The sequence below is a fragment of the Streptodolium elevatio genome, assembly GCF_040649515.1.
Lineage (GTDB): Bacteria > Actinomycetota > Actinomycetes > Streptomycetales > Streptomycetaceae > Yinghuangia > Yinghuangia elevatio.
The window spans coordinates 1-15,348 of the sequence record NZ_JBEZFP010000019.1; the positions used below are offsets into that span (position 1 = coordinate 1).

16 protein-coding genes are annotated in these 15,348 nt (G+C 70.9%); 3 read left to right on the forward strand and 13 right to left on the reverse strand.

What is annotated here, in order from left to right; genetic code table 11:
- Positions 1 to 286 precede the first annotated feature (286 nt).
- Positions 287 to 769 (reverse strand): CarD family transcriptional regulator, encoded by a 483-nt coding sequence (locus AB0C36_RS09990; RefSeq protein ID WP_231779029.1) that lies wholly within the window; start codon positions 767 to 769, stop codon positions 287 to 289.
- Positions 770 to 1,152: 383 nt separating this feature from the next.
- Here AB0C36_RS09990 and AB0C36_RS09995 point away from each other — a divergent pair, with 383 nt between their 5' ends.
- A complete protein-coding gene (locus AB0C36_RS09995; protein ID WP_358351957.1) occupies positions 1,153 to 1,881 on the forward strand; it encodes a DUF461 domain-containing protein in 729 nt (242 codons plus the stop codon).
- Positions 1,882 to 2,024: 143 nt separating this feature from the next.
- Here AB0C36_RS09995 and AB0C36_RS10000 read toward each other — a convergent pair whose 3' ends face one another.
- The 6 genes from AB0C36_RS10000 to mshA form a co-directional block, all read right to left on the reverse strand.
- A complete protein-coding gene (locus tag AB0C36_RS10000) occupies positions 2,025 to 2,705 on the reverse strand; it encodes a response regulator (RefSeq protein WP_358351960.1) in 681 nt (226 codons plus the stop codon).
- On the reverse strand, positions 2,702 to 3,949 hold the full coding sequence (locus tag AB0C36_RS10005) for a sensor histidine kinase (protein WP_358351963.1): 1,248 nt from the start codon (positions 3,947 to 3,949) through the stop codon (positions 2,702 to 2,704). The genes AB0C36_RS10000 and AB0C36_RS10005 overlap by 4 nt, the downstream gene beginning before the upstream one ends.
- A gap of 97 nt (positions 3,950 to 4,046) precedes the next feature.
- Entirely contained in the window at positions 4,047 to 4,475 is a 429-nt protein-coding gene (locus AB0C36_RS10010; protein ID WP_358351965.1) for a hypothetical protein, read from the reverse strand.
- 70 nt (positions 4,476 to 4,545) lie between these two features.
- On the reverse strand, positions 4,546 to 5,304 hold the full coding sequence (locus AB0C36_RS10015) for a phosphoglyceromutase (RefSeq protein WP_358351968.1): 759 nt from the start codon (positions 5,302 to 5,304) through the stop codon (positions 4,546 to 4,548).
- A gap of 122 nt (positions 5,305 to 5,426) precedes the next feature.
- Entirely contained in the window at positions 5,427 to 5,978 is a 552-nt protein-coding gene (locus AB0C36_RS10020) for a type III secretion system chaperone family protein (protein ID WP_435839015.1), read from the reverse strand.
- Positions 5,979 to 6,024: 46 nt separating this feature from the next.
- Entirely contained in the window at positions 6,025 to 7,356 is a 1,332-nt protein-coding gene (mshA, locus tag AB0C36_RS10025; protein ID WP_435839016.1) for a D-inositol-3-phosphate glycosyltransferase, read from the reverse strand.
- Positions 7,357 to 7,679: 323 nt separating this feature from the next.
- Here mshA and AB0C36_RS10030 point away from each other — a divergent pair, with 323 nt between their 5' ends.
- Together AB0C36_RS10030 and AB0C36_RS10035 are read left to right on the forward strand one after the other, a co-directional pair.
- Complete coding sequence (locus AB0C36_RS10030) at positions 7,680 to 8,525, forward strand: class I SAM-dependent methyltransferase (protein ID WP_358351974.1); 846 nt, start codon at positions 7,680 to 7,682, stop codon at positions 8,523 to 8,525.
- A 335-nt stretch (positions 8,526 to 8,860) separates the two neighbouring features.
- Positions 8,861 to 10,297, forward strand: a complete 1,437-nt coding sequence (locus tag AB0C36_RS10035; protein ID WP_358351977.1) for a C40 family peptidase — start codon at positions 8,861 to 8,863, stop codon at positions 10,295 to 10,297.
- A 181-nt stretch (positions 10,298 to 10,478) separates the two neighbouring features.
- On the opposite strand, the gene AB0C36_RS10040 is transcribed toward AB0C36_RS10035, so the two are convergent.
- The 6 genes from AB0C36_RS10040 to AB0C36_RS10065 form a co-directional block, all read right to left on the reverse strand.
- Complete coding sequence (locus AB0C36_RS10040) at positions 10,479 to 10,820, reverse strand: DUF2516 family protein (RefSeq protein ID WP_358351980.1); 342 nt, start codon at positions 10,818 to 10,820, stop codon at positions 10,479 to 10,481.
- A gap of 238 nt (positions 10,821 to 11,058) precedes the next feature.
- Positions 11,059 to 11,676, reverse strand: a complete 618-nt coding sequence (locus tag AB0C36_RS10045; RefSeq protein ID WP_358351982.1) for a hypothetical protein — start codon at positions 11,674 to 11,676, stop codon at positions 11,059 to 11,061.
- 9 nt (positions 11,677 to 11,685) lie between these two features.
- Positions 11,686 to 12,246 (reverse strand): helix-turn-helix domain-containing protein, encoded by a 561-nt coding sequence (locus tag AB0C36_RS10050; RefSeq protein WP_358351984.1) that lies wholly within the window; start codon positions 12,244 to 12,246, stop codon positions 11,686 to 11,688.
- A gap of 110 nt (positions 12,247 to 12,356) precedes the next feature.
- On the reverse strand, positions 12,357 to 13,220 hold the full coding sequence (locus AB0C36_RS10055; protein WP_358351987.1) for an RNA polymerase sigma-70 factor: 864 nt from the start codon (positions 13,218 to 13,220) through the stop codon (positions 12,357 to 12,359).
- Complete coding sequence (locus AB0C36_RS10060) at positions 13,217 to 13,795, reverse strand: carboxymuconolactone decarboxylase family protein (RefSeq protein WP_358351990.1); 579 nt, start codon at positions 13,793 to 13,795, stop codon at positions 13,217 to 13,219. Before AB0C36_RS10060 ends, AB0C36_RS10055 begins: the two co-directional genes overlap by 4 nt.
- Before the next feature lie 179 nt (positions 13,796 to 13,974).
- A complete protein-coding gene (locus AB0C36_RS10065) occupies positions 13,975 to 15,336 on the reverse strand; it encodes an MFS transporter (protein ID WP_358352150.1) in 1,362 nt (453 codons plus the stop codon).
- Positions 15,337 to 15,348 lie beyond the last annotated feature (12 nt).

The following is a 15,348-nucleotide window of genomic DNA, read 5'->3' on the forward strand; positions in this document are numbered from 1 at the left end:
TCCCCCTCACCCCCCCACCTCTAACCTTCCTTCCCCCCCCGCGGTACTTACCCTCCGCTCTGCCTCACGCGCGGGGGGCGCGGGGGCGCGGGGGCCCGGCGCGCACCGACGGACCGGGCCGCGTGAGCCCGGAAAACGGCCGCGTAGAACCCGTCGGCGGACAACCGACAGATCAAACGGTCGCCAGGCCGGTACAGACGGGGCCGCGGTTCACCCGATTGCGCGAGTCTCCGCACAAGTCACTGGTAAGCCGCCCACACGCCCCGTTCCGCCCGGCGCTACGCGGTCAGGAGGCCAGAACCTCGTCGAGGATCGCCTCGGCCTTGTCTTCGTTGGTGTTCTCCGCGAGTGCCAGCTCGCTCACCAGGATCTGCCGCGCCTTCGCGAGCATCCGCTTCTCACCGGCCGACAGGCCGCGGTCACGCTCACGGCGCCAAAGGTCGCGCACGACCTCGGCAACCTTGATAACGTCACCGGAAGCGAGCTTCTCCAGGTTCGCCTTGTAGCGTCGCGACCAGTTCGTCGGCTCCTCGGTGTGCGGAGCCCGCAGCACCTCGAAGACGCGATCGAGGCCGTCCTGGCCCACCACGTCGCGCACACCGACGAACTCCGCGTTGTCAGCGGGGACTCGTACCGTGAGGTCGCCCTGGGCTACCTTCAGCACCAGGTAGATCTTGTCCTCGCCCTTGATGGTGCGAGTCTCGATCGCCTCGATGAGCGCGGCCCCGTGATGGGGGTAGACCACCGTGTCGCCAACCTTGAACGTCATGTGACAGGTACCCCTTCCGTGGCTTTCTAGGGTAACACGGGTCACGCCCCGCCTGAATGGCGTTTCCGCAGGTCAGGGCCTTAGTCAGGGCTTGACAACGGCCACACGGACATGCTTGTCCCACCCCGCGGCAGCCTCCGGGGTGATCCATAAACCGGACAAAGCAGTCAACTTGTCTCTGCCTCCAGTCGAACACGGAATCGACTATCGGTGTGGGTGGACACACTGGCCCGACCCATCTGTTTTTGGACACCAAGCAGTAGCTCTTCCTGATGACCCTTCAGAGCCGCGTACAAGTCGCCGAGCGGGCCTGGATAGGCTGTCGCCGGTCCCGGAGACCGGGATCAGCGAGCCTGTCAAGGACCCAAGGAGAAACGCCCGCCGTGAGCCGCAGCATTCGACGGGGTGCCGTCGCCGCAACCCTCGCCCTCGCGCTGGCCCCTCTGGCGGCCGCGTGCTCCAGTGGTACGGACGCCGCTACCACGCAGCTGAAGCCGGACAGCGCGTACACCCAGGTCGGCACCATCAAGGTGCAGAACCTGTCGCTGGTCCCCGGAGACAAGGACTCGGGCCTCGTGGCGCTCGGCGGCGCGCTCATCAACGAGAGCGACCAGCCCGAGACGCTCAAGCAGGTCACGCTGGCCGGCTCGACCGCGCCTGGCGCGATGAAGGACAAGGACGGCGCCGCGTCCATCACCATCCCGGCCCGCGGCGCGGTGTACCTGACCGGCGAGAAGGGCGGCCCGTCGGTGACCTTCTCGGGCATCCGCGAGGACATCACCGGCAAGTACGTCGACGTCGCGTTCAGCTTCGGCACGGTCGGCCAGACCAAGCTGGGCGTCGCGGTGCACCCGGCCGAGGGCTACTACGCGCCCCTGAAGCCGTCGTCGCCGCCGAGCACCCCGGTCACCGTACCGACCGTCACCGCGCCGCCGACGAGCACGCCGCCCTCCGCCCCGCCCGTGTCGCCCCCGGCCTCCGGCGCCCCGGCCACCGGCCAGGCGTCCGGTGCCCCCGAGGCGGGCGGTCCGACCGCCACCGGCACGGCGACCGCGCAGGCCACCAACTCCTCGTCGCGGCCCCCGGCTTCGAACGAGCCCGCGAGCAGCTGACGCCGACAGGCACACAAAAGGCCGAGGGCCCGCCCGGAAGTCGGGCGGGCCCTCGGCCTTTGCACGGTGCGGTGTACGCCGCCCCAGCGGGCCCACAGGTCCGTGCACGAGCGGCTTCGTGCACGAGCTTGCGAACGGGCCTGTCAGGGCTCGAACTTGTAGCCCAGCCCGCGTACCGTCACCAGGTAGCGCGGGGCTCCCGGGTCCGGCTCGATCTTGGCGCGCAGCCGCTTGACGTGGACGTCGAGCGTCTTGGTGTCGCCGACGTAGCCGGCCCCCCACACGCGGTCGATCAGCTGCATGCGGGTGAGCACGCGGCCCGCGTTGCGCAGCAGCAGCTCCAGCAAGTCGAACTCCTTGAGCGGCAGTTCGACCTTGACGCCGTCGACGGTCACCCGGTGCCGGTCGACGTCCATGCGCACCGGCCCGGCCTCCAGGGCGGTCGGCTCGACCTCGGTCGGCTCCCCCTGGCGGCGGAGCACCGCACGGATACGGGCGACGAGTTCACGCGACGAGAAGGGCTTGGTTACGTAGTCGTCCGCGCCGATCTCCAGGCCGACGACCTTGTCGACCTCGCTGTCCTTGGCGGTGACCATGATGACGGGCACGTTGGACTTGGCGCGCAGCCGTCGGCACACCTCGGTGCCGGGGAGACCCGGCAGCATCAGGTCGAGCAGCACGAGGTCGGCGCCCCCCTGGTCGAACTGTTCCAGCGCATCGGGGCCGGTGACTGCGACCGCGACTTCGAACCCTTCCTTGCGCAGCAGGAACGCCAGCGGGTCGCTGAAGGACTCCTCGTCCTCGACGACGAGCACTCGGGTCATCCCGAACCCTCCCGGGAGTTGTACGACGGGGCCAGGTCGCTCGGTCCGCCGGACGCGGGCGATGCGCCGGGCCTCGTCATTGTGGACGCCGCGTCGGGGAACTTGCCCCGTTCGTCGGCGGGCAGAAGGGGCAGCACCAGGGTAAACGTGGTTCCCACGCCCTCCAGGCTGCGTACCGTGACCTCGCCCCCGTGTCCGGCCACGATGTGTTTCACGATGGACAGCCCGAGTCCGGTCCCGCCGGTGGCCCGCGACCGTGCGGGGTCCACGCGGTAGAAGCGCTCGAAGATGCGGTCCAGGTCGCGATGCGGGATGCCGATGCCCTGGTCCGAGACGGCGATGACGGCCTTGCGGCCGGTCACCCGGACGTCGATGTCGACGCGGGTGCGCTCGGGGCTGTAGTTGACGGCGTTCTCCACCAGGTTGCCGAGCGCCATCACCAACTGGTTGTGGTCGCCCGGGATGACCAGGCCGGGATCGCCGCCGACCGCGAGGGTGATCTGCTTGTTCTGCGCGACCTGCCGACAGCGGTCGACCGCCTCCGCGACCAGTTCGTCGACCGGTACGGGGGCGATGTCCTGCAGCGGGTGGTCGTTCTGCACGCGCGACAGGTCGATGAGCTCCTGCACCAGGCTGGTCAGGCGCGCGGACTCGACCTGCATGCGGCCGGAGAAGCGGCGTACCGCCTCGGGGTCGTCGCTCGCGTCCAGGACCGCTTCGGCGAGCAGCGACAGCGCGCCGACCGGGGTCTTGAGTTCATGGCTGACGTTGGCGACGAAGTCTCGGCGCACGGCGTCGACGCGCCGGGCCTCGGTGCGGTCCTCGACCAGCAGCAGCACCAGGCGCGAGCCGAGCGGCGCGACCCGCGCCGAGACCTCCAGCTCCTGGCCGTCGCGCCGGGCCAGCAGCAGGTCGCGCTGCCTTATCTCGCCGTCGCGCCGCGTCTCGCGGGCCATGCGCAGGAGTTCCTCGGGAACCAGTTGGTCGCCGCGGACCAGGCCGAAGGTGTACGCGGCCGAGCTGGCCTTGACCACCGCGTCCCGCTCGTCCAGCACGACGGCGGACGAGCGCAGCACGGACAGGACGATGGCCACGCCGGGCGGCAGCACCGGGCCCGCGGGGGCCGTCTGACCTCCGGGGTTGCCGAGGGCGCGCTCGCTCCAGCGGAAGGCCAGCGTTCCGGCCACACCGACGGCCAACCCTGAGAGGGCGGCGACTGTTGCCGCGGCCACGTTCACGTCCACAGAACCCAGGGTAAAGCTGCCCCGAACGGGTGAACCCTCTCCGGGCGGCAGAGACCGGATGACTTCATCGACTGTTCATCGCTCGGCCGTATCGGGTTCAGTTCGGACGGATGTCGCCGGAAGTGCCGTTTGCCGGGTTCTGCCCGTTGACGGGCGGATGCGTTGTGGGTTGACTCGGATACGGACGGTGCGCGGAACGTCGCGGCAAAGCAACAGGCAACGCATTGGTCCACCCAGGTGAACGGAGGTCGTTCATGCCCGATCGGCTCACCAGCGCCATGACCGGTACCCCTGCCGACTCCCTGACCGCATCGATGACCCCGTCGACGTCCACGTCGGCATCCGCATCGACCCCCTGGCCGACGCCCGCACCGCCGGGCCCGCGCACGTACATAGAGGTCACCCCGGTACGCGCCGCCGGGACCCGCAGGCCCGGGTCCGCACCGACACCCGGCTGCAGCTGTCCGTCGACATGCGGCTGCGGGTGCAAATCCGGTTCGGCCTGCAACTGCGGAGGCAGCTGCAACGGCTGAACGGGGGCATGGCCAGGGGCGCCCACCCCTTCCGTGACGGGCGCCCCTGGTCGTGCCGACCCGCTATTTGCGGCCCTGGTTCTTGACCGCCTCGATCGCGGCCGCCGCGGCCTCGGGGTCGAGGTAGCGGCCGCCCGGGGTCAGCGGGCGCAGGTTCGCGTCCAGCTCGTAGAGCAGCGGGATGCCGGTCGGGATGTTGAGGCCGGCGATGTCGTCGTCGGAGATGCCGTCGAGGTGCTTGACCAGCGCGCGCAGCGAGTTGCCGTGCGCGGCGACCAGCGTGGTGCGGCCAGCCTCCAGGTCGGGCACGATCGCGTCGTACCAGTACGGGAGCATGCGCTCGACGACGTCCTTGAGGCACTCGGTGCGCGGCCGGATCTCGTCCGGGAGCCCGGCGTAGCGCGGGTCGTTCACCTGCGAGAACTCGTCGTTGTCGGCGAGCGGCGGGGGCGGCGTGTCGTACGACCGGCGCCACAGCATGAACTGCTCCTCGCCGAACTCGGCCAGCGTCGCGGCCTTGTCCTTGCCCTGGAGCGCGCCGTAGTGGCGCTCGTTGAGGCGCCACGAGCGGCGGACCGGGATCCAGTGCCGCTCGGCGGAGTCGAGCGCGAGTTGGGCGGTGCGGATCGCCCGGCGCTGGAGCGAGGTGTGCAGGACGTCGGGCAGCACGCCGGCATCGGTCAGCAGCCGGCCGCCGCGCGCGGCCTCCGCCTCGCCGGTTTCGGTCAGGTCGACGTCGACCCACCCGGTGAAGAGTCCCTTGCGGTTCCAGTCGCTCTCACCGTGGCGGAGGAGCACGAGCTTGTATGCGGTGTCGGCCATGCGCCCGAGCGTAATGGAGGCGCCGGGCCCCTTCGGAAAGGGCCCGGCACCGTGCCCGGGCTGTCCGGGTGCGGGCCGCCGCCCGGTGGATGTGCGGCCGAGGTCCGTCGGGTGTCCGGCGGCTATTCGGCGGGCTTCTCGTCCCGCTTGGCGCGTTCTATCAGGTGCGTGAAGGCGTCCAGGTTGCGTGTCGACTCGCCGCGCTCGGTACGCCACTCCCACTCGCGGCGGATCGACGTCGCGAAGCCCAGTTCGAGCAGCGTGTTGAAGCTCTCGTCGGCGGTCTCCAGGACCACCCCGAGCAGCCGGTCCACCTCGTCCTCGGTGACGGCGTGGACCGGCAGGCGGCCGGTCAGGTAGACGTCGCCGAGCTTGTCCAGCGAGAAGGCCACGCCGTACAGCCGCACGTTGCGGGTAAGCAGCCAGCGGTAGAAGGCCTCGTGGTTCTCGTCCGGGCGGCGTACGACGAACGCCGTGACGGTCAGCGTGTGCCGTCCCACCTTCAGCGCGCACGTTGTCTTGAGCTTGCGCGTGCCGGGGAGCGTGACGACGAACGTGTCCTCGTCCGGCCGCTCCCACGTGACCTCGGCGTCGTCCAGGGTCCGCCGGATGGTCTCGGCGGCCTCCGCCCGGGTCTGTTCCACTGTGCACCTCGGGGATCGGCGTTCAGGCATTTCGTCCGGCGGTTTCCAGGACGGTCCCACGCTAGCGCCCATGCCGCTACCGGGCGGCGAGGGACCGCACCACGGCGGCGTCGGCGACGGTCTGGCGGTAGACGTCGGCCATCGACGCCGCGGCGGCGGCCCAGCCGAAGTGGGCCGCGTGGCGCACCGCGCCGTCCGAATACCGCTCGCGCAGGCGCGGTGAGCGGACCAGGCGGCCGATGGCCTCCGCGTAGTCGGCGGGTTCGTGGCCGTCGACGAGGATGCCCGAGACGCCGTCGCGTACCGCGGTCGGCAGGCCGCCCACCGCGGCCGCCACGACGGGAGTGCCGCACGCCTGCGCCTCGATCGCGACGAGGCCGAAGGACTCGTTGTACGACGGCACCACCGCGACGGTCGCCGCCCGGTACCACTCGGCGAGCACGTCCTGCGGCACCGGACGCCGGAAGCGGACGACGTCCTGCACGCCGAGGGAGGCGGCCAGCTTCTGCAGGTGCTCGGGCTCGGCGAGGCCCGTGCCGCTGGGGCCGCCGACCACCGCGACGACCAGGTTCTCGCGCAGCGAGGGCTGCGCGCGCAGCAGGTGCGCGGTGGCGTGCAGCAGGACGTCGGGGGCCTTGAGCGGCTGGATGCGCCCGGCGAACAGGATCACCGCGGCGTCCTCGGGCAGCCCCAGGCGGCGGCGCGCCTCGGCGGCGGCGCCCGGCCGGAAGACGTCCAGGTCGACGCCGGGGTTGACGACGGCCACCTGGTCGCGCGGTGCGGCGTACAGGCCGATGAGCTGGTCCGCCTCCTCGGCGGTGTTCGCGACGAGGCGGTCGGCCGCCTCGACGACCTGGCTCTCGCCGATCACGCGCGCCGAGGGCTCGGGGCAGTCGGTCGCGGCCAGCGAGGCGTTCTTGACCTTCGCCATCGTGTGCATGGAGTGCACGAGAGGTACGCCCCAGCGCTCCTTGGCCAGCCAGCCCACCTGCCCGGACAGCCAGTAGTGCGAGTGCACGAGGTCGTAGTAGCCCGGCTCGCGCATGGCCTCGGTCCGCAGCACGCCGGAGGTGAAGGCGCACAGTTGAGCGGGCAGGTCTTCCTTGGACAGCCCCTCGAAGGGGCCGGCGGTCACGTGCCGGACGAGGACGCCGGGTGCCATCTCGACGACGGGCGGCAGGTCGCGTCCGGTGGCGCGGGTGAATATCTCCACCTCGACGCCCAGCGCGGCGAGGCGCTTGGACATCTCGACGATGTAGACGTTCATGCCCCCGGCGTCGCCTGTGCCGGGCTGGTGCAAGGGCGACGTGTGGACGCTGAGAGTCGCGATCCTGCGCGGCGCCCCCCGACGGCCGGCCAGGGTGTTGCGCGCCCCGGATCCGCCCGCTCGCGGCACGTGATGACTCACGCGATGACCTCCTACCAGGCCGACATGGCCTGCCTCTGCCGTAGTACTGCCGTACGCGCGAGCACGCGTACGGCAGGCACGACGTTCGGCACCCGACCACCCTTCGTGGCGGGCGCGTGCTGGGTTTGCTCAGCCCTCCCCGGACGCTGTCGTTTAATTGGGACGACAACACCCCCGGTCAAGTGATAACCGATCCGTCGGCGCGGGGGATTCCCGACCGGGATGTGAGATCGCCCGGTCACCCCCCGCGTTCAGATTGCCACGGAGGGTGGCACGTGATCGCCCCGGTCATCCGAAAGGGGCGCCGCCCTACACTCGGAGGCATGGTCAGGCACGGGGCTCCGGGGGCGGTCGGGCCACGCGGGAGCGGTGCCAGGCCCGGCCGTCCGGCGGGCGTGATCACCCGCGGCACCACCAATCCGAACCGGCTGAGGCGGGTCGACCGCTGGATCGCCGCGGAGCACGGGCGCCTGCTGAGCGCGTCGGCGGATCCGCTGGTCGTCGACCTCGGGTACGGCGCCTCGCCCGTCACCACCGTGGAGTTCTGGCGCCGGCTGCGCACGGTTCGCGGCGACGTCGAGATGCTGGGCATCGAGATCGACCCGGCGCGCGTCGAGGCGGCGCTGCCCTACGCGGGCGGCGGACTCTCGTTCGTGCGCGGCGGGTTCGAGGTGCCGGTGCCCGACGGTCGGCGGCCGGTGCTGATCCGGGCGTTCAACGTGCTGCGGCAGTATGGCGAGGACGAGGTCGCCGGCGCGTGGTCGGTCATGTGCGGACGCCTGGCGCCCGACGGACTGCTGGTCGAGGGCACGTGCGACGAACCGGGGCGGCTGGCAACGTGGGTGGCGGTCGGTGCGGACGCGCGGCCGCGCACGCTGACTCTCGCGGCGCGGCTCGCGACACTCGACCGTCCGTCCGATCTCGCGGAGCGGCTGCCGAAGGCGCTCATCCACCGCAACGTGCCGGGCGAGCGCGTACACGCGTTCCTGACGGCGTTCGACCGGGCGTGGGATCTGCACGCCCCGCTGGCACCGCTCGGCGCTCGGCAGCGATGGGCGGCGGCGGTGGGCACGCTCGCCGCGGACTGGCCGGTGCGTACGCCGCGTTCGCGCGTCAGGGGCGGCGAGGTGACGGTCTCGTGGGATGCTGTGGGCCCTGGTGACACGTGACGAGCCTGTCGGTGACACGTGCCGAACGGGACGGCCAGATCTGACTGTTCGTCACATCAATGTGCCACCCAATGCGGCGGCGGCGCCCTTTTGGGGCCCGAATGCCATCGAACGCTGCAACAGTTCATCCGGATTTCATAGGCTTCACCCAATTACGTCCCCTGACGATCGGCAAATCTCCTCTGCCCTTCGCCGCCGGAACGTGCGAGGATCCGACGCTGGAACCGGTTCTCAAGAGCCACCTCCGTCCTCTTGAGAGCCGGTTCCCACCGCATTCACGAAGCCGCGAAGGCGACGTGGGGGAAGCGCAGCCGACTGATCGGAAGGGTCAGCGCATGGCGATTTTGGGGGGCGGGACCGCACGCTGGGCCCGCGCTGCGACCTCATGCGGAGCGGCGCTCCTGTGCACCGCGCTGTTCGTCGGCCAGGCCGGCGCCGCACCCGATCCCGCGCCGCCCCAGGCCCCGTTCAGCCTGACGGCCGTGCAGACGCAACTCCAGGACCTGTACCGGCAGGCCGAGCAGGCCACCGAGCGCTACAACGCCACCAACGAGCGGCGTGCCACCCAGCAGGTCAAGGTCAACGACGTACGCGCGGGCATCGCCTGGACGCAGCAGCAGATCGCGTCGCAGAAGGACGAGATCGGCCGCATCGCGCGCCTGCAGTACACGACACGGGGCGTCGACCCACTGCTGAACCTCATCCTGACCGCGAACCCCGAGGAATTCCTCGCGCAGGCACCGACGTTCGCGCGCATCAGCCAGACGCAGGCGGAGACCATCGCCCGCCAGAAGCAGGCCGAGCAGCAGCTCAAGAACATGCAGAAGGCGGAGGACGCGCAACTCGCGGAGAACCGCCGGCTGGAGAACGAGTCGCAAAGGGCCCAGGACGACATCAAGGCCAAGGTCTTCGAGGCCGAGACGCTGCTGTCCACCCTGACGCCCGAACAGCTCGTCCAGCTGGAGGAGTTGGAGGCACAGGTCGCCGAGGCCGGCCAGGTGCAGCTGCACCAGTACGGCATACTGACGCGCCCGGACCAGCTCACCACCACGGCCGCGCAGCAGGCGATCACCTTCGCGCTCAGCAAGATCGGACTGCCGTACATCTGGGGCGGCGTCGGCCCCGAGGGCTACGACTGCTCCGGCCTCACGTCGAAGGCGTGGCAGTTCGCGGGCGTCAGGATCCCGCGCACCTCGCAGGAGCAGTGGGCGCGCCTGCCGCGCGTCCCCACCGGCGACATGCGGCCGGGCGACCTCATCGTCTACTACAGCGACGCCAGCCACATCGCGATGTACCTGGGCAACGGCATGATGGTGCACGCCCCGCGGCCGGGCCGGACGGTCACCGTCGCCCCGGCGGGCTCGATGCCGATACTCGGCGTCGTACGCCCCGACGGCGGCGCCGGCGTCGTCCAGGCCCCCGCGGTCCCGAACGTACCCAAGCCGCCGAAGCCGACGCCGCCGCCTGGTACTCCTCCGCCGCCCGGCACCACACCGCCGGGCACGACGCCGCCGCCGGGCACGACCCCTCCGGGCACCACCCCGCCGCCGGTCACGACGCCCCCGCCCACCACACCGGGCACCGGGACACCCACGAACCCCGGCACGGGTACGCCCACCGACAAGCCGACCACGGGCACCCCGGGCAACACCGGTTCCCCGAACCCGACCCCGACCGGGACACCGGCGACCACGCCGCCCGCGACGCAGCCCAGCACGACGGAACCGGAGAACTCGTCGCCGCAGTCGGCGACATCGTCCGGCGGGACCTGACCCGGACTGACCTGCACCTGGCCGGACTTGCCGGGGCGCGACCGGGCTGCCGCACCGGCACCCACACCGACGCACGAAGGCCGGGACACCCTGAGGTGTCCCGGCCTTCGGCGTGGTCTTCGGATGCGTCGGGGGCCGTCGGTTCGTCGGGCGCTACCGCACCCGCGTCGCGGCGCCGCCGTCACCAGGGGCCGTACGGTCCCTGCTGCCCGCCGCGGCGGCCGCCGACCTCCTTGAGCGCGGGGCGTACGTCGACCATGTAGACGATCGCGGCGATCAGTCCGGCGATCGACAGGATGCCGTCGAGGCGGGCGAAGAAGAAGTCCCAGACCACCGCGATGGCCAGCACGGCCACCCAGAAGACCTTCTTCAGCTTGTTCGCCGCGCGGTACGCGTCCTCGCGCCGCGTCAGCGCGTCCACCAGGCAGAACGCCTTGAAGACCATCAGCGCCATCGCCACCAGGTACGTCACGCTGCCGAAGGTGGCCAGCAACGCACCGGCGGCCAGCGTCTGATCCGGCATCGCTCCTCCTCCTGTGCGCCCAGTCGCGCCCCTCCGGACTGCCGCCGTGACGGAAACGGTTCACCGGCCACGGCACTAGCAGTCTCGCATGCGCGATCGCCGAGCGGGACTCATGACATCCAGGTCGTCCGCACCCCGGCGTCGGGCGCCCGGGTCCGTGCGCAACGGGCCCGTGACGCGACGGACCCCGGGCACCCGCTCTCGGCGGGCACCCGGGGTCCGTGCACGACCCGCGGGACTACTCGGCGGGCGAGACGGCCTTCTTCGCCGCGGGGCGCGGCTTGGCCGGGGCCGGCTTCGGCTTGGCGGCGACCGGCTTGGGCTCCGGCTTCGCCTCGGCCTTGGCGGCCGCGGCCTTCTCCTCGACCTTGCCCGCGACCGCGGCCTTGGCACCCCGGGCCTCGGCCTTGACCTCGGTCTCGACCTCGGACTCCTTCTTGGCGATCTTGTCGACGACCTTGTGGCCGCGCGCGGCCAGGTCCTCGTAGAACTCCTTGAGCTTGTCCGCGTATTCGCCGGCCTTGCCGACCTGGGTCTCGACCTCGGTCCTGGCCTTGCCGTACTGCGACTTCGCGAAGTCCTGGGCCTTGCCCGGCAGGGTGCCGGCGTCCTTGATCGTCGCGCTGACCTTCTCCTGCACGTCCGCGGCGGTCGTCGAGACGCGGGTGCGGATCACCTTCGGGTCGGTCGGCACCTCGAACTTGGGCACCTCGAACTTCGGCGGCTCGAACGTGATGCCGGAGAACTTCTCCGGTACCTCGCGGATCTTCTCCACCGCGAGGTCACCGGCACCCACGAACGCGTAGAACGGCGTGGCGTCGGTGAGGCTCTTCCTGATGTCCGTGGCGTTCGCCATGATTTTTCCTCACTCCCCGGAATCGAGGGTGTCGTGAAGCGCCCGGACCGTCGTGGACGGTGCGTCGGACGCGGCGTCGGATGATGCGGCAGATCGTGCGGCGGATGCGGCGGCGGCTCGGGTCTCCGAGTCCGGGTCGGATATGGAAGACCCCTTGGGCGCCCGGCCGTTCGCGGAGGGCACCGGCACGTCCGCGGCGGCCACCGCCTCGGCGGCGGCCTCGGCGCCGGCGTTCTCCTTACGGAACGCCTCGTAGATCTCCAGCAGCACGCGCTTCTGCCGCTCGTTGATCGTCGTGTCGGAGAGGATCGCGGTCTGCACCTCGCGAGCCCCCTCGGGGCGTTCCTCGAGGATCCCGGCCTGGACGTACAGCGTCTCCGCGGAAATCCGCAACGCCTTGGCGATCTGCTGCAGGATCTCGGCACTCGGCCGGCGCAGCCCGCGCTCGATCTGACTCAAGTACGGGTTCGACACGCCGGCGGCATCCGCCAACTGCCGCAACGAGTACTGCGCGTTGCGGCGCTGCTCCCGGATGTACTCGCCGAGAGACCCCACATTGAGACTGGCCATGCCCTCAACCATGCCGCCTCATGCTAACTATTGCAAGCAAAGCGCTTGCGAAAGTTACTTCACGCCCCCGTCACACAACCGCGGGGCGGGGGGGGCGTTGGGCGAGAGGGTTACCTGGTGAGGTGGGCTGTGGCGGCTAGGCGGGTCAGTTTGTGGGGGTTGCGGACCACGTAGATGTGGGTGACGAGGCCGTCTTCGACCACGAGGCTCACCGCGGACGGTTCGCCGTCGATGTCGATGCGGCCGGCGGGGGCGCCGTTGAGCCACAGGGCCGTCGTCTCGATCAGGGCCAGCCGGCTGGCGCGCGCGAGGATCGTCGCGACGGTTTCGAGGCCGCGGATCGGGGTGAGGGCCGCGTTCACGGCGCCGCCGCCGTCGGTGATCATGACCACGTCAGGCGCCATGACCTCCATGAGTTCCTGCAGCCGGCCGGTCTGCAGTGCGTGGAGGAAGCGGTCCACGACCTTGCGCTGCTCGGTGCGGCTCACCTGGACGCGGGGCTGCCGGGCCGCCACGTGACCGCGGGCGCGGCGGGCGATCTGGCGTACCGCGGCAGAGGACTTGCCAACGGACTCGGCGATCTCGTCGTACGGCAGGTCGAAGACCTCGCGCAGCACGAACACCGCTCGCTCGGTGGGCCCGAGCGTCTCCAGCACGGTGAGCATCGCGATCGAGACGCTCTCCGCGAGCTCGACGTCCTCCGCGACGTCCGGGCTGGTCAGCAGCGGCTCGGGCAGCCACTCGCCGACGTAGTCCTCGCGGCTGCGGGACAGCGTCCGCAGGCGGTTGAGCGACTGGCGGGTGACGATCCGGACGAGGTACGCGCGGGGGTCGCGTACCTCGTCGCGGTCCGCGTCGGCCCACCGCAGCCACGACTCCTGGAGGACGTCCTCGGCGTCGGCGGCCGAGCCGAGCATCTCGTAGGCGACCGTGAAGAGCAGGCTGCGGTGGGTGACGAACGGGTCGTCGGTCATGCGGTCGACGCTACGCCGGGCGTCTCGGCTCGGGTTGCCAGGGGTATCCCGCAGGCGTCGGAGAAGCCCTGCGACCTGATCCCGTGCGCCGTGTTGTTCCTGGTCGCCATGTTGACGAAGGCGATGTACGCGGTGAGTTCCACCATCGCCGCCGCGCCGAGCCGGTCGAGCAGGCTCGCGTGCAGTTCGTCGGTGACGGTCGGCGGCGTGTTGGTCATGGCCTCGGCGTACTCCAGCACGTCCCGCTCCAGGACCGTGAAGTCCGCCGACTCTCGCCAGCGCGGCACCTGGCTCGCCTTCGCCGGGTCCAGGTTCTGGTTCAGCGCCTGGAAGTAGCCGACGTCGAGGCACCAGGCGCAGCCGACCTGGGCGGCGACCGCCATGTGGGCGTACGACTTGAGGCTCTCGTCGGCCGCGTCCCACGCCGCCAACTTGGCCGAGAACTCCAGGTTGGACGTGGCCACGGCCGGGTTGTGCCACACCACTTCGACGGGTTCCGCGACCTGGCCCAGCTGGCCGACCATGTTCTCGCGAAGCTCGGTGGGAAGCTCCGCCTTCGGGACTCGCAGCACCATGGTGTCCTCCTCGGGACTGTCTCTTCGGACCGGGTCTTTCGTCGGCGTCTGCCGATCTGACATGAAGACACCGGCCGGCCCGCGCGTGTGACACCCGTGGAGGAACCTCGCTCATGCGTCGACCGCGCCCGGGGGTCCGGGCGCGGTCGAGAGCGGTGCTTGCGTCGGTCGTGTGCGGGTCAGCGGCGGGCGCTGCGGAGGCCGCCGAAGGTGGTGAGCAGGGCGAGGAAGGCCGCGACGACGGAGACGACGAAGGCGGCCTTGTAGCCGGCGAGGAGATCGGAGGGGGACTCGGACTGGGTGACGGCGACGTTGACGGCCGTGGCGACGGCCAGGCCGAGCGCCGAGCCGAACTGGAAGGACGTGTTGAACAGGCCGCCCGCGAGGCCCTGTTCGGCCTCGTCGATGCCGTCGGTCGCGGCGATGGTGAGCGGACCGTACGCGAGGGCGAAGGCCATGCCGAGCAGCAGCATCGCGGGGAGCATGACGGCGTACGCGGTGTCCGTGCCCACCGTCAGGAAGAACGCGTAGGCGCCGAGGGCCGCGGTGAACCCGGTGGCGATCACCTTCGTGTTGCCGAACCGCGCCACCAGGCGCGGCGTCAGGACCGGCGCCACGATGGCGTCGATGCCGATCGCGATCATCGCGAGACCGGTCTCCAGGGCGCTCCAGCCGCGCAGGTGCTGGAGGTACTGCACCAGCATGAACTGGAATCCGACGAACGAGCCGGAGAACGCGATGGCGCCGATGTTGGCGCGGATGAGCGGTGCCGAGCGCAGGATGCCGAGGCGGACCAGCGGCGACGAGGAGCGGCGCTCGACGGCGACGAAGACGGAGAGGGCGAGGAGTCCGGCGACGCCGGTCAGGACGGTCCACTTGACGTCGACGTCGGGGGCGCGGACCACGGTGGTGACGAGCAGCAGCATGGCACCGGTGATGGTGACGGCGCCGGTGACGTCGAACCCGCTTGTGCGGGCCGGGCGTTCCTCGCGCGGGAGGAGACGGGCGGCGGTGACCAGGATCAGCGCGGCGAGGATGACCGGCGCGAAGAAGACCCAGCGCCAGTGGATCGCGGTCAGGAGTCCGCCGACCACCAGGCCGAGGGAGAAGCCGGCCGCGGCGATGCCGGCGTACACGAGCAGCGCCTTGTTGCGCTGCGGCCCCTCGGCGAAGGAGGTAGTGATGATCGAGAGCCCGGCGGGGGTCATGAAGGCGGCGGCAAGGCCGGTGACGAAGCGCGACAGGATCAGCATCCAGCCGCTGTCCGCGAAACCGCCGAGGCCGGAGAAGAGCAGGAAGACGGTCAGCCAGAAGAGGAACATGCGGCGGCGGCCGAGCAGGTCGGCGGCGCGTCCGCCGAGCAGCATGAAGCCGCCGTAGCCGAGGACGTACGCACTGACCACCCACTGCAGGGACGCGGTGGACATGCCGAGGTCGGACTGGATCGCGGGCAGGGCGACGCCCATCATCGCGACGTCGATGCCCTCCAGGAAGATCGCGCCGGACAGGACGAGGAGGATGCCCCAGGCCCGTGGACTCAGGCCGACGTCGGG

Excerpts from the sequence above, each read along its gene's own strand:
- AB0C36_RS10060 (WP_358351990.1), bottom strand. The coding sequence starts at position 13,795 with ATGGTGCTGCGAGTCCCGAAGGCGGAGCTTCCCACCGAGCTTCGCGAG.
- AB0C36_RS10015 (WP_358351968.1), bottom strand. The coding sequence starts at position 5,304 with ATGGCCGACACCGCATACAAGCTCGTGCTCCTCCGCCACGGTGAGAGC.
- AB0C36_RS10030 (WP_358351974.1), top strand. The coding sequence starts at position 7,680 with ATGGTCAGGCACGGGGCTCCGGGGGCGGTCGGGCCACGCGGGAGCGGT.
- AB0C36_RS10000 (WP_358351960.1), bottom strand. The coding sequence starts at position 2,705 with ATGACCCGAGTGCTCGTCGTCGAGGACGAGGAGTCCTTCAGCGACCCG.
- AB0C36_RS10035 (WP_358351977.1), top strand. The coding sequence starts at position 8,861 with ATGGCGATTTTGGGGGGCGGGACCGCACGCTGGGCCCGCGCTGCGACC.
- AB0C36_RS10045 (WP_358351982.1), bottom strand. The coding sequence starts at position 11,676 with ATGGCGAACGCCACGGACATCAGGAAGAGCCTCACCGACGCCACGCCG.
- AB0C36_RS10050 (WP_358351984.1), bottom strand. The coding sequence starts at position 12,246 with ATGGCCAGTCTCAATGTGGGGTCTCTCGGCGAGTACATCCGGGAGCAG.
- AB0C36_RS09990 (WP_231779029.1), bottom strand. The coding sequence starts at position 769 with ATGACGTTCAAGGTTGGCGACACGGTGGTCTACCCCCATCACGGGGCC.
- AB0C36_RS10040 (WP_358351980.1), bottom strand. The coding sequence starts at position 10,820 with ATGCCGGATCAGACGCTGGCCGCCGGTGCGTTGCTGGCCACCTTCGGC.
- AB0C36_RS10055 (WP_358351987.1), bottom strand. The coding sequence starts at position 13,220 with ATGACCGACGACCCGTTCGTCACCCACCGCAGCCTGCTCTTCACGGTC.
- AB0C36_RS10020 (WP_435839015.1), bottom strand. The coding sequence starts at position 5,978 with ATGCCTGAACGCCGATCCCCGAGGTGCACAGTGGAACAGACCCGGGCG.